The organism is Catenuloplanes niger (genome assembly GCF_031458255.1).
In the GTDB taxonomy this organism is placed as follows: Bacteria; Actinomycetota; Actinomycetes; order Mycobacteriales; family Micromonosporaceae; genus Catenuloplanes; species Catenuloplanes niger.
Genome location: NZ_JAVDYC010000001.1, coordinates 8,058,108 through 8,080,857 on the forward strand (window position 1 = coordinate 8,058,108; position 22,750 = coordinate 8,080,857).

The following is a 22,750-nucleotide window of genomic DNA, read 5'->3' on the forward strand; positions in this document are numbered from 1 at the left end:
GAGGAACCATCGGCATGGCAACCTTCCTGCATCGCCTCGGGCTGGGCTCGTTCCGGCACCGATGGGCGGTCACCATCGTCTGGCTGCTGGTCTTCGTCGGCACCGGGGTCGGCGCGGTCACGCTCTCCGGCACCATGGCCACGTCGTTCAGCATTCCCGGCCAGGAGTCGACCACCGCGCTGGACCTGATCGACGAACGGTTCGGCGGCGGGTCCGGCGGCACCGCGCAGGTGGTGATCGCGGCACCGGACGGCGCCGCGGTCAGCGACCCGGCCGTGGCCGCGGAGATCACCGCGTACGTGCAGAAGCTCGGCGCGCTGCCCGGTGTGGAGAGCGCCAGCAACCCGCTCGACCCGCAGCGCCCCACGGTCGCGCCGGACCGGAGCGCGGCGTACAGCACGGTCACCTACGGCGTGCCCGCGCCGCAGATCACCGCCGAGCAGCGCGAGGCCCTGCTGGACGCGGTCGCCGAGGCGCGCGACGGCGGCCTGGACACCGAGGTCAGCGGCGAGGCCAGCATGGAGCCCGGCTCGGACATCGGCGGCCCGGCCGAGGCGATCGGCGTGGTGGTGGCGCTGATCGTGCTGGCGATCACCTACGGTTCGCTGGTCGCGGCCGGGATGAACCTGCTCACCGCGATCGTCGGCGTCGGCATCGGCGCGCTCGGCATCACCACGCTCAGCGGCTTCGTCGATCTGCAGTCGACCACGCCGATCCTCGCGGTCATGCTCGGTCTCGCGGTCGGCATCGACTACACGCTGTTCATCGTCACCCGCTACCGGCACGAGCTGCTGCACGGCCGCGACCCGGAGAACGCGACCGCGATGGCGGTCGGCACCGCCGGCTCCGCGGTCGTCACGGCCGGCATCACGGTCGTCATCGCGCTCGCCGGCCTCGCGGTCGCGGGCATCCCGTTCCTGACCGAGATGGGCATCGCGGCCGCGGCCACCATCGTGGTGGCCGTGCTGATCGCGATCACGCTGGTTCCCGCGGTCCTCGGCTTCATGGGCCGCCGCGCGCTGCCCCGCAGGCTGCGCGCCGCCGGCGCGGTCGACCCGGAGGAGCAGGGCCGGCCGTTCTACCGCGGCTGGGCGGACACGGTCACCCGGTTCCGCACGCTGAGCCTGCTCGCCGCCGTGGTCGTGCTCGGCGTCGTCTCCGTGCCGTTCTTCTCCATGCAGACCACGCTGATCCAGCCCGCGCAGGCCGGCAGCACGCAGGAGCGGGCGCAGGCGATCATCGCCGAGCGGTTCGGCCCCGGCTTCTCCGGCCCGCTGGTCGTGCTGGTCGACGGCGCGAACGCGACCGCCCGCGCCACCGCGATCGTGGCGTCGTTCCAGGCGCTCGACGGGGTCTCGTTCGCGTCGCTCGCCGCGGCCCGGCCGGACGACGCGGCCGCGATGGTCACCGTCATCGCCGACTCCGCGCCGGACAGCGAGGAGACGAAGCAGCTGGTCCACACGCTGCGGGACACGGTCGACGACGCCGGTGACGACCAGATCTACGTGACCGGGCAGACCGCGGTCAGCGTGGACGTGGCCGAGAAGCTCGACGAGGCACTGCCGCGCTACCTGGTGCTGGTCGTCGGGCTCGCGCTGATCCTGCTGATCCTGGTGTTCCGGTCGCTGCTGGTACCGGTGATCGGCGTGCTCGGCTTCCTGCTCACGATCGGCTCCGCGCTCGGCGCCACCACCGCGGTCTTCCAGTGGGGCTGGCTCAATACGCTGGTCAACACGGAGACCGAGGCGCCGCTGCTCAGCCTCGCCCCGATCATCGTGATCGGCATCCTGTTCGGCCTCGCCATGGACTACCAGGTCTTCCTGGTCTCCCGCATGCACGAGGCGCACGCACACGGCGCCTCGCCGCGGGACGCCGTGATCACCGGCTTCAAGCAGGCCGCGCCGGTCGTCGTCGCGGCCGCGACGATCATGTTCGCGGTCTTCGCCGGCTTCGTCCCGGAGGGCAACGACACGATCAAGCCGATCGCGTTCGCGCTGGCCGTCGGCATCCTGTTCGACGCGATCATCGTGCGCATGATCGCGGTCCCGGCCGCGCTCAGCCTGCTCGGCCGCGCCGCCTGGTGGCTGCCGGCCTGGCTGCGCTGGCTCCCGACGCTGGACGTCGAGGGCGCGGCGCTGGAGCGCGCGGTCCCGCCGGTCACGGTCAGCGAGGTCACGGAGACCTCCGCGCCGGAGTCGGAGACCGCCCGCCACTGACGCCGTCCCGCACCCGAGGAGCAGGGTCCCGGCCGTCCGGGAGCCTGCTCCTCGCGGTTTCCGCCTCCTCCCACCCCAGACCGTGATCTTCCCGCTTCCGGCGGGGTGCGGCCCGCATGCTCCCGCGGGCAAACGCTCGCGGCGGCCTCCGCCGCCGCTCGGCCGCCGCATCGGAGCCGGTGCCGTCGCTGGTCACCGAGCCCGCGCGGCCCGCGGCCGGGCACCTCCCGGCCGCGCCGCGCACCCTCGCAGGGGACGCCTGGTAACCATCGTTACCGGGTCGTGTCCGGGTGACGGGCATGGGTGCCGGTCGCGCAGGGAAATCTGGCCGACTGACGTTGATCTTCGAGGGGGAACCGCATGACCGCGACTGTCGAGAACGCTCCGGCGCTCGGTGACGATCTGGAGCAGCGACGCGCGAAGATACGCCGGCAGCAGCTGCTGATGGCGACGGAGCAGTGGGCGCCCGGCTACCGGGACGTGGCCGGCGGCTGGCAGAAGTACGTCTGCGAGATCACCGGCGCGACCGACGAGGAGCGCGCCTGGCTGGAGGCGCACGTGGCCGCGCACGGGCTGCCGGACGTGGTGCGGACCGCGGAGGAGTGGTCCGAGCTGCGCCGCGCCCGGGGCGGTCAGGCGAACGCGGCCGCGACCGCGGCGTTCCTGGCCGGGGACTTCGACCGGGCCCGCGACATGATTGACGTGGCCCGCGCGTACGGTGCGGTGCTGGAGACGGAGTGGCTGCGGCTGCACGAGTTCGTCTCCGCCCGCGCGGCCGCCGCCTGAGCCGACAACACTCAGCGAGTTCACAGCATCTACCAGGGGTGACCGGGCCGGATTCCGGGCACGTCGGGGTCATGGATGCGCGGGTGATGGTGTTCGCGGCCGTACCGATCCTGACGGTGACGATCGAGGAACGGGCGGACCGGCCGGAGTTGCATGTACACGCGGGTGGCCAGGGCGTCTGGATGTCCCGGATGGTGGCGTCGCTCGGCGTACCCGTGACGCTGTGTGTGTCCCTGGGCGGAGAGACCGGTGAGGTCCTGCTCGGGCGGCTCGGCGGCGAGAACATCGACATCCGGTCGGTGAAACGGGACTCGGGCAACGGCTGGTACGTCCACGACCGCCGCAGCGGGGAACGCGACGAGATCGCCGAGGACGGCGGCGTCCCGCTCACCCGGCACGACATCGACGAGCTCTACGGGCTCGCGCTCGCCGAGGGCCTGCGGTCCCCGGTCGCGGTGCTCAGCGGCTCGGCCGCACCCGGCGTCGTCGACCCGGACGTCTACCGGCGGCTCGCCGCCGACCTCGGCAACAACGGCGTCACCGTGGTCGTGGACCTGTCCGGCGACGACCTCACGGCGGTGCTCAAGGGCAAACCCGCGTTCGTCAAGGTCAGCCACGAGGAGCTGATCGACGCGGGCCGGGCGTCCGGCGACGACGAGAAGGCGCTGATCGAGGCCGGCCGGAGCGTGCTCGACGAGGGCGCCGGCACCGTGCTGATCAGCCGCCCCGACGCGCCCAGCCTGGCCCTCTTCGACGGCCGGGTGGTCGCGGTCGAGCCGCCCGCGCTCGAGGTCGCCGACCACCGCGGCGCCGGCGACTCGATGACCGCCGGCATCGCGTCCGTCCTCGCCCGTGGCGGCGACATCGAGGAGGCGCTGCGCACCGGCGCCGCCGCCGGCGCGCTCAACGTCACCCGGCGCGGCCTCGGCACCGGCGACGCCGAGGCGATCGCCGAGCTGATCGGCCGGGTCCGGCTGGAAGACCGCTGATCCGGCCCGGCGCGCACGCCCGGATTGTTAGCGTTGGACCATGCTGCCTGTGACCGAGAGCACGCTGGTCGTGCGCACCGACTTCACCGACGTGGACGCGTGGACGCGGGTGTGCCGGGCCGTCGCCGAACCACCCGGCGGCGACCTGGTGCGCGCCGCGTTCACGTTCGTGGACGACCCGGCCTTCTCCGGCGTGAGCCCGGCCCGCGCGCTGAAGCTGGTCCCGCGGACCCCGTCCCACCCGATGGTCGCGCTCGCCGACAGCGTCACCATGAGCTCACCCGACCTGCCGCTGCTGGTCGTGGACCTGATCGACGACCCGGGCGGCACGTTCCGGTCCGCCCCCGAGGTGCTCTGGCACGTCGCCAACAACCTGTTCGTCGCGCCCGGCTTCTTCCACGACTACGTGCGCAGCGTCGACCCGGACGGCGTCTACCGGTGCGGCGGACGCGAGGGCCAGATCAAGGTGCTCTCCGCGATCGCCTCCCTGAAGGGCGTCCCCTTCGACGCCGACGACTACGACTTCTCCACCTCACCCACCGCCCGCCGCCGCTGACCCCACCACCCCTCGGACCGGTGCGGGTGCGAACCGGTCGAGCGGCACCCCCGGAACCCGCGCGTCCGCCGAGTGCCTCGCCGGAGCCGGCCGCTGGATGATCGAGGACACTGGCGACATGGAGCGGTTCGACGGCGGGGTGTCGGCACTGGTGGTCGGTGAGACGGTCCGGGTGAGGATCGTGAGCCACGAGCGTTGGGGCGTCATGGTCCGGGTGCGCGGGCACGAGGACGTGGGCGCCTCGGTGGACGGCGCATACATCGACAGTCCGTCCGGTTCGCCGAGGGCGCTGCCGCACGAGTTGCCCGCGGTCGGGAGCGAGGCGGACGCGGTCGTTCAGGAGATCGACCGGTACGCGCCGCCGCTCTGGCTGCGTCTCTCGCTGCGTGGTGCGGACCTGCGCGCGCTGCGCCGGCCATGTGCGTTCTGCGCTCGGCCGACGGTGGTGAGCTCGGGAGGGGACGGCGTCTCGATCGATGTGCGCAGCGCCGACGGCCCCGGGTGCGTCTCCCTTGTCGCGCATCGCTCGTGTGTGGCGGAGCGACTCGACTTCGCCGGTGACCGAGCGAGGGTCGCCGGGGTCGGCCACGAATGACGGAACGACCGAGCCGGCACCGGGTCGGCCCCGCGCCGGAACGGGTGAGTTGACCTCGCCGGAGCGGCGCCCGCCCATCCGCCGTCGTGCCGTACCCGCGTGCGTCGCACCGTCTGGATCATTGACGGATGCGAAAACGAGGTCCACAACGCCGATCGGGCGCCTTTTCGCATCGGTCAATGATCCACCGGGGCGTGGAGCGCGGGCGGTGTGCGCTGGGAACCTGCTTTAGGACGATATTTCGGACACGACGGAGGTGACCGGTGAACGTTCGTCCCGCGGACCGGCCGGTTGAGCGGTGACCGCGGGAGCGCCGGGAAGTGCCCGTGAAAGCGCGGAGGTGGCCGCGCGGTGCCGGGGAGGGGGCCGCGCCGGGGAGGCGGCGGCGGTGTCAGCGGCGGCGGTGGAGGAGGGTGCGGAGTGCGGGGATCGCGCCGGTGGCGGTGAGGGCCCAGACGATCAGCAGCGGCTGGAAGAGCAGGCGGATGCCGCGGGCGAGGTCGGACTCGAGGCCGAAGGCGTCACGGTGCTCGGTGAACTGGGCGATGTTGCCGGGGAACACGGCGACGAAGAACGCGGCCGTCACGGCGCCGACCAGGCCGCGGGCCGGCTGCCGCCAGGTGAGCAGCAGCGCCAGGCCGAGCGCGATTTCGACGACGCCGGACGCGACCACGACGAAGTCGGCGTCCAGCGGGATCCACGGCGGGACCTGGGCGTGGAACTCGTCGCGCAGCACCGTGAGGTGGCCGGTGCCGGCGCCGAGCAGGGCCAGGCCGAGCAGTGCCTGTGCGGCGATTGCGAGCACGCTTCGCTCCCCGTGTTGATCGACGGCCGCCCGGCGTACGGCGGTCGTAGGGTCGGTCGATGGATCTTTATGTGCGGTACGTGCCCGGTGCGCTGTCCGACCCGGACGCCGTGTTCGGCTTCCTGCGGACGCTGGAGTGGGATGAGGGGATGCGGGCGCGGCAGACCGCCAGTTTCGGTACGCCGTACGACTATTCCGGCCGGCATCATGATCCTAGGCCGATGCCACCGGAGCTCGCAGCGGTGGCGGGGACGGCATCGGTCCACGCCGGACACGGTTTCGACAACTGTCTGGCCAACCGGTACGAGACCGGCGCGAACACGATGGGGTTCCACCGGGACTCGTACGCGGGGCCGGCCCCGGGCAGCGCGGTCGCGATCGTGTCCCTGGGCGCGACCCGCACGCTGGTCTTCCGCGGTCTCGACCGGCAGCGGCGGGTGGAGATGCCGCTCGCGCACGGCTCGCTGCTGCTGATGACGGAGGAGACCCAGCGGCACTGGTCGCACGCCGTGCCGCGGGCGGACGGTGTGGGACTGCGGTTCAGCCTGACGTTCCGGCTGTCCGCGTCGTGACGGCGGCCGGGCGCACCGCATGCCTGACCGCCGCGGGTGGTGGAGGTAGGCAACGGATGCCGATGCGGGTGTCCCGCGTCCGGGGCCACGATGACGCGTCCCGCCCGGCACGGTGCCGGGCAGCGGACGGATTGCCCGCATCCCCGATCCCCGAGGTGTAGACGTATATGCACAGACTCCGTTCGGCCCTCGTGACCGCCGTGCTGGCGGTCACCGCCACGGTGGCGGCCGCGACACCCGCTCAGGCGACGGGCCTGACTCCCGGTGACTACGTGGCGCTCGGCGACTCGTTCGCCTCCGGCGTCGGCGCGCCGCCGTACCTCGAGTCCAGCGGCGCGTGTCTGCGGAGCGAGGACAGCTACCCGCGTACCTGGGCGCGCATCCACTCCGATTTCACCCTCCGCGACATGACGTGCAGCGGCGCCACCATCGCCGATGTGCGCGCCGGCCAGATGGGCGCGCTCGGTGCGCGGACCACGCTCGTCACGATCACCGTGGGCGGCAACGACGACGGCTTCACCAACACCGTCCGCACGTGCCTGACCGGCACCGACGCGGACTGCAAGGCGGCCACCGACCTGGCCGCCCACTACGCACGCACCACGCTGGCCGACGACCTGGCCGCGCTCTACACCGACATCCGGGCGCGGGCGCCGCACGCGCGGGTCCTGGTGCTCGGGTACCCGCGGCTGGTGGCGGAGGGGACCGGCAGCTGCGGCGCGGTCGGCCTCAGCGCCGCGAAGCGGCAGCAGGTCACGCACAACGCCGATCACCTGGCCGCGGGCATCGCGGACGCGGCCGGCCGGGCCGGTGTGCGGTTCGTCGAGATGCGGCTGCCGTTCCTCGGTCACGAGGCGTGCACCACCCCGATGAAGAACGAGTGGATCCACGGCGTGAGCGCGGACGTCACCAAGCACGTCCAGATCTTCCACCCGAAGAGGTACGGCCACGCCGTGGTCTACGCGTACATGCTGTCCGCGGAGATCAGCAAGCTCTGAGGCGGGTGACCGGGGGTGGGCCGCGGCGCACCCCCGGTTCCGCGGCCGGCGGGCCGCCGTCGATCGGCCGAGCGCGTCGATCAGCTGAGCGCCGCGCGCCAGGACGCGACCAGGTCCGGGTCGACCGGCCGGTCCCAGCGGCCCTCCGGGCGGACCGCACCGCCGGTGTGGAACGCGGTGACGCCGGCCTCGCGCAGCGGCGTCAGGTGGGGTGGGCGGAGGCCGCCGCCGGCCAGGACCGGGATGCCGGACGCGGCCTCGGCGGCGAGGACGGGCAGGCCGTCGGTGACGCCGGACGGGCAGCCGGCGGTCAGGACACAGTCGAGGCCGGGCAGGTCGCGCAGCACGTCCCAGGCCGCGGTCCGGTCGGCCGCGTGGTCGATGGCGCGGTGGAACGTCCACGGCGCGCCGTCCAGCACGTCGAGCAGTTCCTGCACGGCCGGCAGGTCGACGCCGCCGGCGGGGGTGAGGAAGCCGAGCACGAACTCGGTCGCACCGGCGCCGCGGACCGCTTTGGCGGTGCCGCGCAGTGCGGCCAGGTCGCGCGGCGCGAAGCCGTCCCGGTCGCGGAGCATCACCCGGACCGGGATGTCGACGGCCGCGCGGACCGCCTCGACGGTGGCCGGGTCGGGGGTCAGGCCGGCCGCGTCCATGTCGCTGACCAGTTCGATCCGGTCGGCGCCGCCGTCGGCGGCACGGCGGGCGTCGGCGGGGCCGAGCGCGATGACTTCCAGCAGCGGGCGCGACATAGGCGGCATGGTCCCATATGCGAGGCATGTTCCCCGGCGAATCGCCGCTGTGATCTCGCGTACGTCGATGCATCAGCGTAGCCGCGCGCCGAACCGCTCGCGCGCGGACCGTTCGTCACCCACGACGCGCCACCGGCCCTGACCGGCCGAGCCAGGATAGCCTGACCACCCATGACGGACATCCACGGTACGGTCGCGCCCGGTTACGAGCGGGTGGCGGAGGCGTTCGCGGCGAACATGGCGCGCGAGGCCGGTGCGGCGGTCGCGGTCTACCGGGCCGGTGAGCGGGTCGTCGATCTGTGGGGCGGCGTGGCGGATCCGGCGACCGGCCGGCGCTGGGAGCGCGACACGCTGCAGGTCGTCTTCTCCACCACCAAGGCGGTGCCGGCCACCGTCGCGCTGGTGCTGGCCGAGCGCGGCGTGCTCGACCTGGACGCGCCGGTCGCGGCGTACTGGCCGGAGTTCGCCCGGCACGGCAAGGCCGGCATCCCGGTCCGCTGGCTGCTCACCCACCAGGCCGGGTTGCCCGCGCTGCCCCGCATGCCGCTGGCCGACGTCTACGCCTGGCACCCGGTGGTCGAGCGGCTGGCCGAGGCCGTGCCGGAGTGGGAGCCGGGGACCGCGATCGGCTACCACGCGCTGACATTCGGCTGGCTGGTCGGCGAGGTGGTCCGGCGTGCGGACGGCCGTACCCCCGGGGTGTTCTTCCGGGAGGAGATCGCGGCGCCGCTCGGGCTGGACCTGCACGTCGGCCTGCCGGCGTCCGAACTGGACCGGCTCGCCACCCTGATCACGTCGCCGGGGGAGCGGGCCGTGCTCGCCGCGCTGGACCCGGCCGCGCTGCGGACCCGCACGCTGGTGATCAGCGAGGAGCCGCTCGACCTGTCCGAGCCGGCCGCGCTGACCTGCGAGATCCCGTCCGTCAACGGCGTCTGCACGGCCGCCGCGCTGGCCCGCTTCTACGCCGCGCTGATCGGCGAGGTGGACGGCGTGCGCGTCCTCGCGCCGGCGACGCTGGCGACGGCCACGGCGGAGGCCGCGGCCGGGCCTGACGTGATCATGGAGGTGCCGAGCCGGAGCGGGCTCGGCTTCGGGCTGCCGTCGCCGGACCTGCCGTGGTACTCGCCGTCCGCGTTCGGCTGGCCCGGGCACGGCGGCTCGATCGGGTACGCCGACCCGGAGACCGGCGTCGCGTTCGGCTACGTGCCGAACCGCATGCACGCCGACTATGCGGAACCGGACACCCGCGCGGCGAACCTGATCCGGGCGGTGAACGCGTCGATCAGGTAGGACCCTCGCGAAACCGGCATACTCCCGCGGCCGTCCGGGAACGATCCGGGCAGTCGACGAGAGGGGTCCTGACATGAGGCGTCCGTTCCGGGTCATCACGGCGGCCGCGCTGTTGTGCACCGTCACGGCCTGCGCCGGCGATGCCGGCCAGGAGGCCGCGGGCGAGCCCGGGCCGGTTGCCGGGACGCGCAGCACGGCGCCGGTGCCGGCCGGCTCGGTGGCCGGCGTGGCCGGCGGCGAGGCCTGCACCGGCGAGGACATCCGGGCGGCGGCGACCGTGCAGGACGCCGGCGTGGCGCTGCTGGCGATCACGAACGCGTCCGACGGCCCGTGCACGCTGGACGGCCGCCCCACGCTCGGCCTGCGGGCCGCGGACGGCAGCGCGCTCACGGTGCCGGTCGAGGAGGTCGAGCAGCCCGGCCCGGCCACGGCCACGGCGCTCGACCCGGGCGAGACCGCGTTCGCCGGCTTCAAGTGGACGATCTGCGACCTGGGCGCGTCCGGCTGCGCGGTGGCCACCACGCTCACCGTCTCGCCGCCCGGCGGCGGCACGCCGGTCAACGCCACGATCACCGGCGTCGAGGGCGGCGACCAGGCCGTCGAGCGGCTGCCGGTCAGCGGCCTCCAGGTCGGCACGATCCAGCCGTCCACCCAGGGCGTCGTCGCCTGGTGACCCGTCAGCCGAGCCGGGCGGTGAGCACCACCGGGCCGTCCGGCGCCGGCTGATCGTTCTCGGACTGGAGCGTCACCACGAACTCCGGGTAGCCGGCCGGCTCGACCGCGCTCCACAGGAAGACCGGGATGCCGGTCCGCCGCTCGTGGAACGACCCCAGCGGCACCACCGTCCCGTCCGGACCGCGCAGCCAGGCCGCGTAGTAGCTGCCCGCCGCGGCCGCCGGCAACCCGTCCGGCTCCAGCACCACGCCGGTCCCGGTGCCGGTCGGCACCAGCCGCACCGTGCCGGTCGCGCCGTTCGCCCCGGTCGCCGCGAACTCCGTGCCGCCCTCCAGGAACGGGTTCGGCGGCGTCAGCACCCGGTCCACCACCAGCACCCCGGCGGTCAGCGCCGCGGCCGCCGCCAGCGCCGCGAGCGGCAGCGCCCACGGGCGCCGAAGACCCACAGACCCGTCCGAGGGTACGGCGAGCGGGCCGGACGCACCGGCGGAGGAACCCGGCACGCCCGGTCCGGGCCCGGCCGGCCCGGCCCGCCGCTTCCGCCCCGTCCCGCGCTCCGGCACCGCCGCGACCGCCTCCCGCGGCGGCACCGGCCAGTAGTCGGCCACGCCCGCGACCTGCCGGTCCGGCACCACCCCACCGTCCCGCAAGGACGGCGCCCCGTCCGGCGGCGGGTAGCCCGGGTCCGGCGGATAGGCCGGGTCCGGCGGATAGGCGGAGTGCGGTGGCTCGTCCGGTGGGCGGGGTGCCGGGCCCGGATACGGCGGTGGCGACGCCGGGAAGTCCTCGATCTCGTCGTCGTCCGGCCCGGTGCCGAACCACTGCCCGGGCGCGTCACCGCCCGCGCCCGGGTCGGGTGCGCGATTGCGTGGTGACTCCGCGTCGGTCACACCGGCCACCATACGGGCCGGCGGCGGCCCGGGGCATGCGCGCACGTCCATCGGCCGGGTGACGTCGTGCCTGATCGATGGGCCTTTACCCGTACCCCAGAATGGGGGAGAACCGGTTCTTGATTTTCACCGTATTGGGTGTGGCGGGGCGAGTCCCGGGCCGCACGGGGGGTCCGGGGTGCGAAGAAACAGCGATGCGGAGGCGGCCGAATGGCGGGGTGGAGTCGAGGACGGCCGGGTGTCGTCTTCCGGATCGTGACGGTGGGGGTGGCGGTGCTGGCCGGTGCCGCGATGGCACTGGCCGGCACCCGGCTGCTGTTCGCGGACGAGCGCGCGCCCTCGGCGAACTCGGTGGACGTCCCGGAGATCGTGCTGACGAACGCGGCCGCCGCGATCGCGTCGAACCGGCTCGTACCGGCCGGGCCGCAGTCGCTGTTCGACAACCGGTCCGGCGAGCCGCTCGCGCCGGGCGACGAGGTCAACGTGTCGCTGCTGGACGTTGCCGAGGGCAGCACGGCCGTGGTGCTCGCGGTCTCCGCGCTGGACGCGGCGCGGGCCGGCGCGGTCACCGTCACGTCGTCCGAGGGCACGATCCCGGCGCTGCGGCTGGCCGGCGAGGGCGGGCAGACCAGCACCACGCTGATCGTGCCGGTGGCCGGTGACGGCGCGCTGCGGGTCCGCGACGAGGCCGGCGGGCGCCTGGTGGTCCAGCTGGTCGGCACGCTGACGCCGGCGTCGGCCGCGGCCGCGGGCCGGGTCGTGCCGGTCCCGTCCCGGGAGATCTTCCGCCTGGTCAAGGAGCCGGAGGGGGACGAGAAGGAGCTCGACCTGGACCGCGTCCCGGAGCTGGCCGGCAGGTCGGTCTCCGCGGTGATGCTGCAGGTCGCGGCGGACGTCGGCACCGAGGGCGGGTTCGTCCGAGCGGGCGACTCCGACCGGCAGGAGCTGTTCTGGTCCGCGACCAAGGGTGCGGACCGGACCCGCGGCGGGCTGATGCTCGTCCCGGTCGACGGCGACAAGATCACAATCCACTACGAGGCCGGTACGGAGCTGCGCGCCGACCTGGTCGGCTACGTCACCGGCGAGGAGGCGGAGACGTCCGCGGCGGGCCTGCTGGTGATGGTCCCGCTGCCGGGGAACCCGTCCCCGGCGCCGAGCCTGCCACCGTCCGCGCTGCTGCCGCCCGGCACCGCGTCGTCCGGCACCGCGCCGTCGGGGGATGTGCCGTCGCCGTCCGGTGCCGCCGGTGGCCCGGGTGAGGTCGTCCCGACGCCGGTCGCCGGCGTGCCCGCGGCGCCGCCCGGAACGGCCGACGTCGACGCGGGCCGTGCGGAGACCGTGACCGTGGTGCCGGACACCGGGCTCGCCGGCGTGCCGCTCGACCGGATCGGCGGCGCGTTCCTGCGGGTCACCGCGACGGGCGACGGCACCGGCGACGTCGCGGTCCGCGGTGCCGGCGCGGACACCGGCAACCCCACGATGCTCGCCGCCCGGGGCATCTCCCGCAGTATCCTGACGCTGGTCGCGGTCTCCGACGGCGTCGTCACCGCCCGCACCGAGGCCGGCGCCGCACTCACGCTCACCCCCGAGGTCCTGCTCCTCACCGCGGACTGAGGCCCGCGCCGGCCGCCCCCGCCGCCCCGGTCGCCGGGGACAGCGGCCTGGCCGGGCGGGACGTTCGGGCCATGGCCTATGTTGCTGGTACCGCCGCCGGTGGGGTGGGGGCTGCGACGCTGGGGAGAGACGTGGAGCTGCGGGAGCTGGCCGGACGCCGGGTGGCGGTCTGGGGTACGGGCCGTGAGGGCATCGCGGCGGTCGAGGCGATCGCGCCGGCCGGGCCGCGGCGGCTGATCACCGTGCAGGACTCCGCGAACTTCCTCGCGACCACCTGGACCGGGCACCTGGCCGCGGCGGCGCCGCTGTTCGGCGGCGAGGACGCGCACCGCGAACTGGCCGAGATCGACGTGATCGTGCGGTCGCCGGGCATCCCGGACGTGCACCCGTGGATCGTCGAGCACCGGGCCCGCGGCGGCGTGGTGACCAGCGGGACCGCGCTGTGGATGGCCGCGCACCGGCAGCGGACCGTGGGCGTGACCGGCAGCAAGGGCAAGAGCACCACGTCCAGCCTGGTGCACGCGCTGCTGGCCGGTGCCGGCCGGCCGAACGAGCTGGGCGGCAACATCGGCATCGCGGCGCTGGCCATGCCCCCGGCCGAGCTGTACGTGATGGAGCTCAGCGCGTACCAGTGCGCGGATCTCGACGACTCTCCGCGGGTCGCGGTGGTGACCTCGCTCTTCCCGGAGCACCTCGACTGGTTCGGCGGCGAGGAGGCGTACTTCCGGGGCAAGCTCAACATCGCGATGCACGGCGCGGAGGCGGTGGTCTACCACGGGCACGACGCGCGGCTGGCCGCCGAGTTCGCCGACCGGGGCGGGCTGCCGCTGGTCCCGGCCGGGCTGCCGGACGGCTTCCACGTCGCGCCCGGCCCGGACGGCACCCGCTGGTTCTTCCGGGCCGGCCAGGCGCTGTTCCCGCGCGCGGACCTGAGCCTGCTCGGCCGGCACAACGAGGGCAACCTGTGCGTGGCGCTGGCCGCGATCGAGGCGATGGGCGTCGACTGCGTCGCGTCCCGGGAGGCGCTGGCCGCGGCGCTGCGTGGCTTCGCGGGGCTGGAGCACCGGCTGCAGCCGATCGCGGACCCGTCCGGCCTGACGTTCGTCGACGACTCGCTCTCCACCATCCCGCAGTCCACGATCCACGCGATCGAGAACTTCGCGGACCGGCCGCTCTCGGTGATCGTCGGCGGTGACGACCGGGGCGTGGACTACTCGCCGCTGCGCGACTACCTGCGCGAGAACAAGATCAATGCGACGCTGATCGGCATCCCGGACAGCGGCCCGATGATCCTCTCGCTGGTCGCGGACCTGCCCGGGATCTCGGTCGTCGAGGCGGCGGACATGCACGAGGCGGTGCGGATCGGCCGGGAGCGAACCGCGACCGGCGGCGTGGTGCTGATGTCCCCGGCCGCGGCCAGCTACGGGCGGTACGACAACTACGCGCACCGCTCCCGGGTGTTCCGCGAGGCGATCGAGGCGACCCGGCCGTAGCGCACCCGATCGTGTACGCACGGTGAATGAGGGCCGACTCACGATTCGATCGCGGGAGAACGGGCACTGATCACGGCAGAACACCACGCACACGACTTCGAATTCGTGGAGGTAATGCCATGACCGACAGCCTGGTCCACGACACTCCCGCGACGATGAACGGGAAGGCCGACACGAACCGCGTCAGTCAGGCCGTCGCCGCCACACCGGAGGCGGCCCGCAAGACCGGCGCCGCGATCCGCCGCAACCCCACGCCGGTCGCGGCCGTCGCGATCGTGCTGGCCGGCGCGACCGCGGCCGTGCTCCGGCTGCGCGCGGCGCGCAAGCCGCAGACGCGGACCCAGCGCGTGCGCGCGGCCGTGACCACGCTGCCGTCCCGGATGCGCCGCACGCCGTCCATGACCACCCGGATGGCGAGCAAGCTCGGCCGCGGCAAGCCGTCGATGGCCCAGCGCCTCGGCCTGCGCTAGTCGATCCGGTTCTGCGGCACCCGGCCTCCGACGAGGCCGGGTGCCGTTTCGTCCGCGGGCGGCACCTCGGGTGCCGAGCTCGGTGTGCGGCCCGACGGCCGGTTCCCGGTCGTCCTCAGGTCGCGTCGGCCGCCGCGAGCAGGCGCTGCATGGAGAGGATCGCGGAGCGGGTCTCCTGCAGGTAGCGGTCGGTGGCGGTGGCGGTCGCCGGCTGCGGTGGCACGGCCCGGGCCGGGTCGAAGCCGACCGTGTCGACCTCGCAGCGGTACGGCAGGCCGAGCATGCGGATCGCGTCGCAGTGCTGGAACGGCACGTAGATCGGCGAGGTGACCACCAGGATCCGGTCGCCGGGTCGCACGGCGAAGCGGTGCGCCCAGAACTCGTACGTGTCCGGCGTGTGCGCCCGGCGCTTCTCCGGTTCACTCGACGGCGCGGCCAGCACGTGCACGGCCGGGGCACCGGCCGTGTCCGGTGCCGTCGTGCTCGGTGCGGCCGTGTCCGGTGCGGCAGTGTCCGGTGCGGCCGTGTGCGGTGCGGCTGTGTGCGGTGCGGCCGTGTCTGACGGCGCCGTGCCGGTCGCGGCCGGGAAGGTGCGGATCGCCCAGGAGTCGTGGCCGATCGGGCCGGTCGCGCGGTCGACGAACGGGTCCGCAGGGAAGCCGAAACTCGCCCGGACCGCGACCTCCATCGCGTCCACCTCGTGCACCGCGCCGGCCAGCCCCGGCTCCGCCCGCTCGGCCGCGGACAGCGGCCGGAAGCTGCCGAGCGCGGCCACCTCCGTCGCCGCCACCCCGGATCGCAGCAGCTCGGCCGCGTGCGCGACCCGCTGCAGGCAGGCCCGGCCGAGCCCGCCGAGCACCAGCACGTGGTCGTAGCGCGCGTGCCGGGGACGGCGGTGCTCGGCGAGGCCGAGCGCGGTGGCCGCCTCCCGTACCGTGGCGGTGGTCTCGGGGTGGAAGTGCGGCGACCGCACCTGGTCACGCTCCACGCCGCCGGCGCGCCGGAAGTCCCAGTGCGCGGCGGAGAAGTCGTCGAGCCAGCCGAGCAGCTTGCCCACCTCGCCCGCCGGCAGCTCGCCGCCGAACGCGGCGACCAGGTCCCGCATCGGCGGTGCCGTCACCCAGGAACGCACCTGGCCGGCGATCATCCTCGGCTCGCCGGCCGGCAACGGCACGGTCGGGTAACGGGCCACGCTGCTCCTTCGTCGGCTGACCCGGAAGACCCTAGTCAACGGGTACGACGGCTGGCTCGCCGGATACGACGATCTCGCGCTGCCGGTGCGCGCGCGGCTGGGTGTGCAGCTGCCAGAACCGGTCCGCGATGTCGTCCGGGTCGAACGGCGTGCCGGGCGCGACCGGGCCGGCCACCGTGACCGTGGCGACGTGCGCGCCGGCCGGACCGAACCGCCGGTCCAGCAGGTCGACGAGCGTGCGCACGGCCGCCTTGCCGAGCGAGAGGGACACGTACTCCGGCTTCGGCTCCGGCATGCCGCCGGTGACCACGAACGTACCGCCGCCGCGCCGGGCCATCCCGGGCAGCACGTGCGCGGCTGCCACGATCGCGCCACCCACGTTGACGGTCCAGGCGTGCCGGAGCGCGTCCCCGTCGAGCTCGCCGAGCGCGTCCGGCCGGATCAGCGCGACGTTGTAGACCACCACGTCCGGCGGGCCGAACGCGTCCACCGCCTCGTCCAGCGCGGCCCGCAGCGCGTCCTCGTCCGCGGCGTCCGCGCGGTGGGTGAGCGTGCGCACGCCGCGCGCGGCCACCTCCGCCCCGACCGTGCCGCCGGTGCGCGAGATCAGGGCGACCGGCAGTCCCTCCCGCGCGAACCGCAGGGCGACCGATCGCCCGATCCCCGGCCCCGCCCCGATGATGATGATGCCCGCCATGCGTACCCCTCGATGTTTGTGATCGCCGACGGGCCGAACCTAAGCTGTCACATCGGTGTGAAGGTCAAGCCGGAGGCGCGATGCGGATCGGGGAGCTGGCCCGGGCGACCGGCGTGAGCGGGCGGCTGCTGCGCTACTACGAGGAGCAGGGCCTGCTGCGGCCGGTCCGGCGCGGCAACGGGTACCGCGACTACGCGCCGTCCGACGTGACCACGGTCTTCCACATCCGGGCGCTGCTCGCCGCCGGCCTGCCCACCACGGTGATCGCCCAGGTGCTGCACTGCGTGCACGGCGACGCCGCCCGCCCGGTGCCGTCCCCGTGCCCCGGCCTGGTCGGCCACCTGACCCGCGAACGCGCCCGCATCACCGCCGCGATGAGCCGCCTGGCCGCGGAACGGGACGCGCTCGACGGCCTGCTGTCCGCCGCGGACCGGCCCGCCTGACCCTTCCTGTCGCGCCCGGTGTTTTTGGTGCCGGGTGGGCCGGTGCGGTCAGTGGGCGCGGGCGGCGATGGCCGCGTACCGGCGGTCCGGGCGGTCCGGGAGCCGGTGCCGCAGCCGCTCGAGCGTGGTGAACCCGGCCGTCGCCAGCCGCGCGGCGAACTCGTCCACCGGCCAGCGGTACGCCGTGACGACCGCGTGGTCGAACGCCGCCACCTCGTCGTCGCTGTCGAAGAAGCCGATCACCAACCGCCCGGACGGGGTCAGCAGCCGGCGGAACTCGCGGAGCGCCCGGTCGAGTTCCGGCGGCGGCAGGTGGATCGTCGAGTACCAGGAGAGGATGCCGGTCACCGAATGGTCGGGTACGTCGAGCGCGGTCATCGAGCCGAGCCGGAACTCCGGGCCGGGGAAGCGCGTCCGGGCGTGACCGACGAACTCGGGGACCAGGTCGACGCCGGTCACGTCGGCGCCGAGCGAGTGCAGATAGGCGCTCCAGTGCCCGGGGCCGCACCCCAGATCCAGCACCGGGCCGTCCAGACCGGTGAGGTGGTCCCGGACCAGGGCCGTCTCGTCGTCGCTGCGCCAGTCGCCGTCGAACAGGGCGATGTACCGCTCCGACTTCGACGAATAGGCTTCCCGTACCGGCTGCTCGTGCACGACGACACTGTAGAGCCCCGCCTGCGGGACCTGAGTACGGCGGCTCACGCGCCACGCGGTGCACCGCTCATAGGTTGGGGCCATGACGCCGACCATCGAACTCGAGCGCCTCGTCCGGACCTCCGACCTGCGTGGCCGCCGGGGCCGCCACGCCCGGCACGCCCGCCTCGGGCACCGGCCGGCGCGACTCGCCGCCCTGACCGTCGCCGCCGCCGTCACCGCGGTGGTCGCGGTCGCCACCGCGATCGTCGCCTGACCCACGACCGCCCCCGCGGACTCGGCCCGGTGCGGCCGCCGTGTGCGCGAGGTGTGCAGATCCTGTGCGAGGTCCGGCGAACGGCTTCTCCGCGCACGTCGCCGGGTGATGTGCTGCGTGCGGTGGCATGAGGGCCACCCACGCCAAGGAGTGCCGCATGTACTACGTCCTCGTCGCCCTCGCCGTGGTGACCGGCGTCGCCGCCTTCGTGTACGGCGGAGCCGACGACTCGCCCGGACTGCAGCTGATCGGTGCCGTCCTCGTGCTCGGGTCGGCGGCGCTGGCCGTGCGGCGGGCGCGGCGGCGCACCCCGTGACGGGCGGTCACCGCCGATCGCGTGGGTGGGTGCAGCACGACCTCCCTGCCGGCGGGGACGCTTCATAGATTCGACGGCATGAGCGAGATGCTGACAGGACGGATCGCGGTCGTCACCGGGGCGAGCGCGGGGATCGGGGCGGCGCTGGCGCGGCGGTTCGCCGACGAGGGTGCCGACGTGGCCCTGATCGGCCGGCGCGCCGGCCGGCTGGACGAGCTGGCGGGTGAGCTGCGGGCGAAGAACGGGGTGCGCGCGCTCGCGGTGCCGGTGGACGTGTCCGACTCGGCCGCGATGACGGCCGCGGCCGGCACGGTCCGCGACGAACTGGGCCGGCCCGACCTCGTCGTGGCGAACGCCGGCGTCATGCTCGGCGCGCCGTTCGAGGAGGCGGACACCGGCGAGTGGGATCGCATGATCGATGTGAACCTGCGCGGCCTGATCACGACCGGCCACGTGTTCGTCGACGACCTGCTCGCGGCCGCCGGCGCCGGCCGGCGCGCCGACCTGGTCAACGTCGGATCGATCGCCGCCGACGTGATCTTCGCCGACTACCCGGTCTACGGCGCGACGAAGGCCGCGGTCGCCCAGCTGACCCGCAACCTGCGCGCCGCGCTCGGCCCCCGCGGCGTCCGGGTGCGCAACGTCGCCCCCGCGTTCGCGATGACCGAGCTGGGCGCCGACATGGCACACGAGGCCACCCGGACCGGACTGGACGAGCTCCGCGCCGGCCTGGAGACGATCACCGCGGAGGACGTGGCGGACGCCGTCGTCTACTCCGTCGCGGTGCCCGCCCGCGTCAACCTGGCCGACCTCACGGTCGTCCCCACCCAGCTGGGCTGACCCGCGGCGAACCGCCCACCCCGCTTGGGGCACCGCACTCCGGCCGCCGGCGCCGGGCGTTCGAAGGCCGGAGGTTTTTGGTAGGCCGGTGATATGTGGTGGCCCGTAGCCTCGAGGCGTGCGGGTGCTGGTGGTGGAGGATGAGGCGTTTCTGGCGGCGGCGATCCGGGACGGGTTGCGGCTGGAGGCGATCGCGGCGGACGTCGCCGGGGACGGTGAGACGGCGCTCGAGCTGTTGGGTGTCAACGGCTACGACGTCGTGGTCCTCGACCGGGACGTGCCGGGCGTGTCGGGGGACGAGATCGCGCGGCGGGTTCTCGCGTCCGGGAGCGGGATGCCGATCCTGATGGTGACGGCGGCGGACCGGCTGGACGACAAGGAGTCCGGGTTCGCGCTGGGGGCCGACGACTATCTGACCAAGCCGTTCGTGTTGCGGGAGCTGGTGCTGCGGCTGCGGGCGCTGGACCGGCGGCGGGTGCGCCCGCGGCCGCCGGTGTGGGAGGTGGCGGGGCTGCGGGTGGATCCGTTCCGGCGGGAGGTGTTCCGGGACGGGCGGTACGTGGCGCTGACCCGGAAACAGTTCGCCGTGCTGGAGGTGCTGGTGGCGGCGCACGGCGGCGTGGTGAGCGCGGAGGAGCTGCTGGAACGGGCGTGGGACGCGAACGCGGACCCGTTCACCAACGCGGTGCGGATCACGATCTCGTCGCTGCGGAAGCGGCTCGGTGAGCCCGGCGTCATCGAGACCGTCGCCGGGTCCGGCTACCGCATCGACGTCGCGCCGTGAGCGGTGCGGCGGTGGACCACGATCCCAGGGTGCCGGGGATGAGCGTGCGGCTGAAGCTGACGCTCAGCTACGCGGGTTTCCTGATGGTGGCGGGTGCGCTGCTGCTCGCGGTCGTGTGGGTGTTCCTGCTGCGGTACGTGCCGCAGCCGCCGGCCTGGTCGCCGCGGGTCGGGCCGCACAGCCCGACGCGCTACGAGCTGCTGCACGCGTTCGCGCCGCGGGCCGCGGTCGTCGCCGGGTTCCTGCTGGTGTTCGGGCTGGTGGGCGGCTGGATCCTGGCGGGGCGGATGCTGGCGCCGCTGAGCCGGATCACGGAGGCGGCCCGGACCGCGGCGACCGGGTCACTTGCGCACCGGATCCGGTTGCCGGGGCGGGCGGACGAGTTCCGGGAACTGGCGGACGCGTTCGACACCATGCTCGGCCGGCTGGAGGCGCACGTCGACGAGCAGCGCAGGTTCGCGGCGAACGCGTCGCACGAACTGCGCACCCCGCTGGCGATCACGCAGGCGATGCTGGAGGTGGCCCGCGAGCACCCGGCCCGGGTCGACGGTGACCTGATCGGCCGGCTGCACGTGGTGAACGCGCGGGCGATCGGGCTGACGGAGGCGTTGCTGCTGCTCAGCCGCGCCGATCGGCGGTCGTTCGGCCGGGAGCGGGTCGACCTGTCGCTCGCGGCGGAGGAGGCGGTGGAGACGCTGCTGCCGCTGGCGGGGGCGCACGGGGTGGCCGTCGAGGTGGCCGGCGACGTGGTGCACGTGACCGGGTCGCCGTCGCTGCTGCTGCAGTTGACGATGAACCTGGTGCAGAACGCGATCGTCCACAATGCACCGGCGGGCGGTTTCGTGCGGGTCGTGACGCGAGCCGGTGCGGGGAGGGCGGTGCTCACGGTGGAGAACGGCGGTGAGGTGCTCGCGCCGGAGGTGATCCCGACGCTCACCGAGCCGTTCCGGCGCGGGGCCGAGCGGACGCGCGCCGGGCACGCCGGTGCCGGGCTGGGGCTGGCGATCGTCGCAGCCGTCGTGCGGGCGCACGACGGGACGCTGACGCTCGTTCCGCGGGCGGCCGGCGGCCTGCGCGTCGTGGTGCGGCTCCCCACCGCCGGGTGACCGCCGTCGGCTCCCCGCCGCCGGGTGACCGCCGTCGGCTCTCCGCCGTCGGGTGACCGCCGTCGGCTCTCCGCCGTCGGGTGACCGTCGCCGGGTGACCGCCCGGGGTTGTGCGTGACCAGCGGCGGAACCGGCAGGGAGGAGCGCCGGCGACGACCGGTGCCCGCGGGAGCACTCGGAACGCCGCCACGCCGGAAGCGGGACCATGGGGTGTGGTCCCGGTCAGCCGAGCAGCAGCGCGCCGGCGGCGATCAGCGCGACACCTTTGAGGATCTCCAGCGCTATGTAGACCAGGTGGGCGGACGATCGCGGACCGGTCTCGCCGGCCAGGACGCGGTTCGAGCGGCGGGTCAGCGCGGGGCGGACCGCGGCGACCTGGACGGCCAGCATGAGGACGGCGAGGCCGAGCACGGTCAGCGCGGCCGTGCCGGTGCCGATGATCAAGGCGGTGAGCAGGGCGAACGTGGCCAGGACGGCCTCGGCGACGTTGAGCGCGCGGAAGACCAGGCGGCCGATGCCGAGACCGATCGGGAGCGTGACGCCGGGGGCGCGGAACTTGAGCGGCGCCTCGATGAACGAGATCGCCACGACCATGCCGAGCCGGACGAAGACGGCGGCGGCGCTCATGGGCGGCGCGGCAGCGCGGCCACGAACGGCGTGTCGGCCGGGACCGGGCCGATCTTGGCGGCGCCACCCGGGGAGCCGATCGGGGCGTCGCGGCCGGGCAGCGTGTCCGCGAAGAACGCCGCGTTCTCGGTGGCGTAGGCGGTCATCGACTCGGGCAGGTCGTCCTCGTAGAAGATCGCCTCGGTCGGGCAGACCGGCTCGCACGCGCCGCAGTCCACGCACTCGTCGGGCTGGATGTAGAGCGTGCGCCCGCCCTCGTAGATGCAGTCGACCGGGCACTCCTCGACGCACGCCTTGTCCATGACGTCGACGCACGGTTCCGCGATCACGTAAGCCATGCGAGCGAGTTTATACAAGAACCGATAGTGAAAACCCCGGTGGGTACGTGTGAGAATGGCGCCATGAGTGAGCCCGCGGTCCGGCGCCGGGAGGTGCTGGAGCTGTTGCGCGCCGCGGCCGGGCCGGTCAGCATCGGTGCGGTCGCGGAGCGGCTCGGCATCCATCCGAACACGGCCCGGTTCCACCTGGAGACGCTGGCACGGTCCGGTCACGCGGACCGCGTCCACGGCACGCCGGACGGTCCGGGCCGGCCGCCGCTGCTGTTCACCGCGCGGCGGGAGATGGATCGCGGCGGGCCGCGCAACTACCGGGTGCTGGCGGAGCTGCTGGCCGACGATCTGGCGCGCGCGGACGACCCGATCGCGGCCGCACAGGACGCGGGCCGCCGGTGGGGCAGCCGGGTCGCGGACGACGTGCGGGTGGCGGACGGCACCGAGCCCGCGATCGTCTGGCTGCACGACATGCTCGACGATCTCGGCTTCGCGCCGGACCCGCCGCGGGTGGCCGGCCGGGACGGCGAGATCGGGCTGCGGCACTGCCCGTTCCTGGACCTGGTCGACACGCACGGCGGCATGATCTGCGCGCTGCACGAGGGGCTGTTGGAGAGCGCGATGGACGGCCTGACCGCACCGGTCGCGGTGGACGGCCTGACCCCGTTCGCCACCCCGGACCGCTGCCTGGTCACGCTGCGCCTGGAGGGCTGACGGCGGCCGGGCGCGGTCGTGGGGCGCCGGCGGGGTCAAGATCACTACTGTGGGTGGTGGGCCGGGTGGTCGGCGGCCTCGGCTAACCTTGTCC

27 protein-coding genes are annotated in these 22,750 nt (G+C 74.3%); 19 read left to right on the forward strand and 8 right to left on the reverse strand.

Features of this window, described 5'->3' with window-relative positions:
• Positions 1 to 14: 14 nt before the first annotated feature.
• The 5 genes from J2S44_RS35405 to J2S44_RS35425 all read left to right on the forward strand — a co-directional run bounded on the left by J2S44_RS35405 (position 15) and on the right by J2S44_RS35425 (position 5,142).
• Positions 15 to 2,216: an MMPL family transporter gene (locus J2S44_RS35405; protein ID WP_310423250.1), complete on the forward strand. Its 2,202-nt coding sequence runs from the start codon at positions 15 to 17 to the stop codon at positions 2,214 to 2,216.
• 360 nt (positions 2,217 to 2,576) lie between these two features.
• Entirely contained in the window at positions 2,577 to 3,002 is a 426-nt protein-coding gene (locus J2S44_RS35410) for a hypothetical protein (protein WP_310423254.1), read from the forward strand.
• A gap of 71 nt (positions 3,003 to 3,073) precedes the next feature.
• Positions 3,074 to 3,991: a 1-phosphofructokinase family hexose kinase gene (locus J2S44_RS35415; protein ID WP_310423257.1), complete on the forward strand. Its 918-nt coding sequence runs from the start codon at positions 3,074 to 3,076 to the stop codon at positions 3,989 to 3,991.
• 40 nt (positions 3,992 to 4,031) lie between these two features.
• Positions 4,032 to 4,547: a DUF6924 domain-containing protein gene (locus tag J2S44_RS35420; RefSeq protein WP_310423260.1), complete on the forward strand. Its 516-nt coding sequence runs from the start codon at positions 4,032 to 4,034 to the stop codon at positions 4,545 to 4,547.
• 97 nt (positions 4,548 to 4,644) lie between these two features.
• Entirely contained in the window at positions 4,645 to 5,142 is a 498-nt protein-coding gene (locus J2S44_RS35425; protein WP_310423262.1) for a hypothetical protein, read from the forward strand.
• A 391-nt stretch (positions 5,143 to 5,533) separates the two neighbouring features.
• Here J2S44_RS35425 and J2S44_RS35430 read toward each other — a convergent pair whose 3' ends face one another.
• The gene (locus J2S44_RS35430; protein WP_310423265.1) at positions 5,534 to 5,947 is read right to left on the reverse strand and encodes a DoxX family protein; all 414 of its coding nucleotides are present in this window, start codon (positions 5,945 to 5,947) and stop codon (positions 5,534 to 5,536) included.
• A gap of 59 nt (positions 5,948 to 6,006) precedes the next feature.
• Between J2S44_RS35430 and J2S44_RS35435 the strand changes: the two genes are divergently transcribed.
• Positions 6,007 to 6,519: an alpha-ketoglutarate-dependent dioxygenase AlkB family protein gene (locus tag J2S44_RS35435; protein WP_310423268.1), complete on the forward strand. Its 513-nt coding sequence runs from the start codon at positions 6,007 to 6,009 to the stop codon at positions 6,517 to 6,519.
• Positions 6,520 to 6,710: 191 nt separating this feature from the next.
• Positions 6,711 to 7,517, forward strand: a complete 807-nt coding sequence (locus J2S44_RS35440; protein ID WP_310423270.1) for an SGNH/GDSL hydrolase family protein — start codon at positions 6,711 to 6,713, stop codon at positions 7,515 to 7,517.
• Between the two features lie 80 nt (positions 7,518 to 7,597).
• Here the strand turns inward: J2S44_RS35440 and J2S44_RS35445 are convergent, their stop codons facing one another.
• Positions 7,598 to 8,266, reverse strand: coding sequence for a copper homeostasis protein CutC (locus tag J2S44_RS35445; protein ID WP_310423273.1), 669 nt, complete (start codon positions 8,264 to 8,266; stop codon positions 7,598 to 7,600).
• Positions 8,267 to 8,437: 171 nt separating this feature from the next.
• On the opposite strand from J2S44_RS35445, the gene J2S44_RS35450 reads away from it, so the two are divergent.
• Complete coding sequence (locus tag J2S44_RS35450; protein WP_310423275.1) at positions 8,438 to 9,556, forward strand: serine hydrolase domain-containing protein; 1,119 nt, start codon at positions 8,438 to 8,440, stop codon at positions 9,554 to 9,556.
• Positions 9,557 to 9,629: 73 nt separating this feature from the next.
• A complete protein-coding gene (locus tag J2S44_RS35455) occupies positions 9,630 to 10,229 on the forward strand; it encodes a DUF4232 domain-containing protein (protein WP_310423277.1) in 600 nt (199 codons plus the stop codon).
• A gap of 4 nt (positions 10,230 to 10,233) precedes the next feature.
• Here J2S44_RS35455 and J2S44_RS35460 read toward each other — a convergent pair whose 3' ends face one another.
• Positions 10,234 to 11,121, reverse strand: a complete 888-nt coding sequence (locus J2S44_RS35460; protein WP_310423279.1) for an anti-sigma factor domain-containing protein — start codon at positions 11,119 to 11,121, stop codon at positions 10,234 to 10,236.
• 255 nt (positions 11,122 to 11,376) lie between these two features.
• Here J2S44_RS35460 and J2S44_RS35465 point away from each other — a divergent pair, with 255 nt between their 5' ends.
• The 3 genes from J2S44_RS35465 (at position 11,377) to J2S44_RS35475 (ending at position 14,698) form a co-directional block, all read left to right on the forward strand.
• Positions 11,377 to 12,735 carry a hypothetical protein gene (locus J2S44_RS35465; protein ID WP_310423282.1) on the forward strand — a complete coding sequence of 453 codons (1,359 nt, stop codon included), beginning with the start codon at positions 11,377 to 11,379 and terminating at the stop codon, positions 12,733 to 12,735.
• Between the two features lie 131 nt (positions 12,736 to 12,866).
• Entirely contained in the window at positions 12,867 to 14,228 is a 1,362-nt protein-coding gene (gene murD, locus J2S44_RS35470; RefSeq protein ID WP_310423286.1) for a UDP-N-acetylmuramoyl-L-alanine--D-glutamate ligase, read from the forward strand.
• Positions 14,229 to 14,347: 119 nt separating this feature from the next.
• A complete protein-coding gene (locus tag J2S44_RS35475; RefSeq protein WP_310423288.1) occupies positions 14,348 to 14,698 on the forward strand; it encodes a hypothetical protein in 351 nt (116 codons plus the stop codon).
• A gap of 115 nt (positions 14,699 to 14,813) precedes the next feature.
• On the opposite strand, the gene J2S44_RS35480 is transcribed toward J2S44_RS35475, so the two are convergent.
• On the reverse strand, positions 14,814 to 15,890 hold the full coding sequence (locus J2S44_RS35480) for a hypothetical protein (protein ID WP_310423291.1): 1,077 nt from the start codon (positions 15,888 to 15,890) through the stop codon (positions 14,814 to 14,816).
• Between the two features lie 31 nt (positions 15,891 to 15,921).
• On the reverse strand, positions 15,922 to 16,587 hold the full coding sequence (locus tag J2S44_RS35485) for an SDR family NAD(P)-dependent oxidoreductase (protein ID WP_310423293.1): 666 nt from the start codon (positions 16,585 to 16,587) through the stop codon (positions 15,922 to 15,924).
• 80 nt (positions 16,588 to 16,667) lie between these two features.
• On the opposite strand from J2S44_RS35485, the gene J2S44_RS35490 reads away from it, so the two are divergent.
• Complete coding sequence (locus J2S44_RS35490) at positions 16,668 to 17,030, forward strand: MerR family transcriptional regulator (protein ID WP_310423296.1); 363 nt, start codon at positions 16,668 to 16,670, stop codon at positions 17,028 to 17,030.
• Between the two features lie 48 nt (positions 17,031 to 17,078).
• On the opposite strand, the gene J2S44_RS35495 is transcribed toward J2S44_RS35490, so the two are convergent.
• Positions 17,079 to 17,684, reverse strand: coding sequence for a class I SAM-dependent methyltransferase (locus J2S44_RS35495; RefSeq protein ID WP_310423299.1), 606 nt, complete (start codon positions 17,682 to 17,684; stop codon positions 17,079 to 17,081).
• 82 nt (positions 17,685 to 17,766) lie between these two features.
• Here J2S44_RS35495 and J2S44_RS35500 point away from each other — a divergent pair, with 82 nt between their 5' ends.
• From J2S44_RS35500 to J2S44_RS35520, 5 genes are all read left to right on the forward strand, one after another.
• A complete protein-coding gene (locus J2S44_RS35500) occupies positions 17,767 to 17,940 on the forward strand; it encodes a hypothetical protein (protein WP_310423302.1) in 174 nt (57 codons plus the stop codon).
• A gap of 157 nt (positions 17,941 to 18,097) precedes the next feature.
• Positions 18,098 to 18,256, forward strand: coding sequence for a hypothetical protein (locus J2S44_RS35505; protein WP_310423304.1), 159 nt, complete (start codon positions 18,098 to 18,100; stop codon positions 18,254 to 18,256).
• 78 nt (positions 18,257 to 18,334) lie between these two features.
• Positions 18,335 to 19,096 carry an SDR family oxidoreductase gene (locus J2S44_RS35510; RefSeq protein WP_310423306.1) on the forward strand — a complete coding sequence of 254 codons (762 nt, stop codon included), beginning with the start codon at positions 18,335 to 18,337 and terminating at the stop codon, positions 19,094 to 19,096.
• A gap of 118 nt (positions 19,097 to 19,214) precedes the next feature.
• The gene (locus tag J2S44_RS35515) at positions 19,215 to 19,880 is read left to right on the forward strand and encodes a response regulator transcription factor (RefSeq protein WP_310423309.1); all 666 of its coding nucleotides are present in this window, start codon (positions 19,215 to 19,217) and stop codon (positions 19,878 to 19,880) included.
• 38 nt (positions 19,881 to 19,918) lie between these two features.
• Complete coding sequence (locus J2S44_RS35520; protein ID WP_310423312.1) at positions 19,919 to 20,986, forward strand: sensor histidine kinase; 1,068 nt, start codon at positions 19,919 to 19,921, stop codon at positions 20,984 to 20,986.
• Positions 20,987 to 21,208: 222 nt separating this feature from the next.
• Here the strand turns inward: J2S44_RS35520 and J2S44_RS35525 are convergent, their stop codons facing one another.
• Complete coding sequence (locus tag J2S44_RS35525; RefSeq protein WP_310423314.1) at positions 21,209 to 21,613, reverse strand: hypothetical protein; 405 nt, start codon at positions 21,611 to 21,613, stop codon at positions 21,209 to 21,211.
• On the reverse strand, positions 21,610 to 21,951 hold the full coding sequence (gene fdxA, locus J2S44_RS35530; RefSeq protein WP_310423317.1) for a ferredoxin: 342 nt from the start codon (positions 21,949 to 21,951) through the stop codon (positions 21,610 to 21,612). The genes J2S44_RS35525 and fdxA overlap by 4 nt, the downstream gene beginning before the upstream one ends.
• A 63-nt stretch (positions 21,952 to 22,014) precedes the next feature.
• Here fdxA and J2S44_RS35535 point away from each other — a divergent pair, with 63 nt between their 5' ends.
• The gene (locus tag J2S44_RS35535; protein WP_310423320.1) at positions 22,015 to 22,656 is read left to right on the forward strand and encodes a helix-turn-helix transcriptional regulator; all 642 of its coding nucleotides are present in this window, start codon (positions 22,015 to 22,017) and stop codon (positions 22,654 to 22,656) included.
• Positions 22,657 to 22,750: the final 94 nt, after the last annotated feature.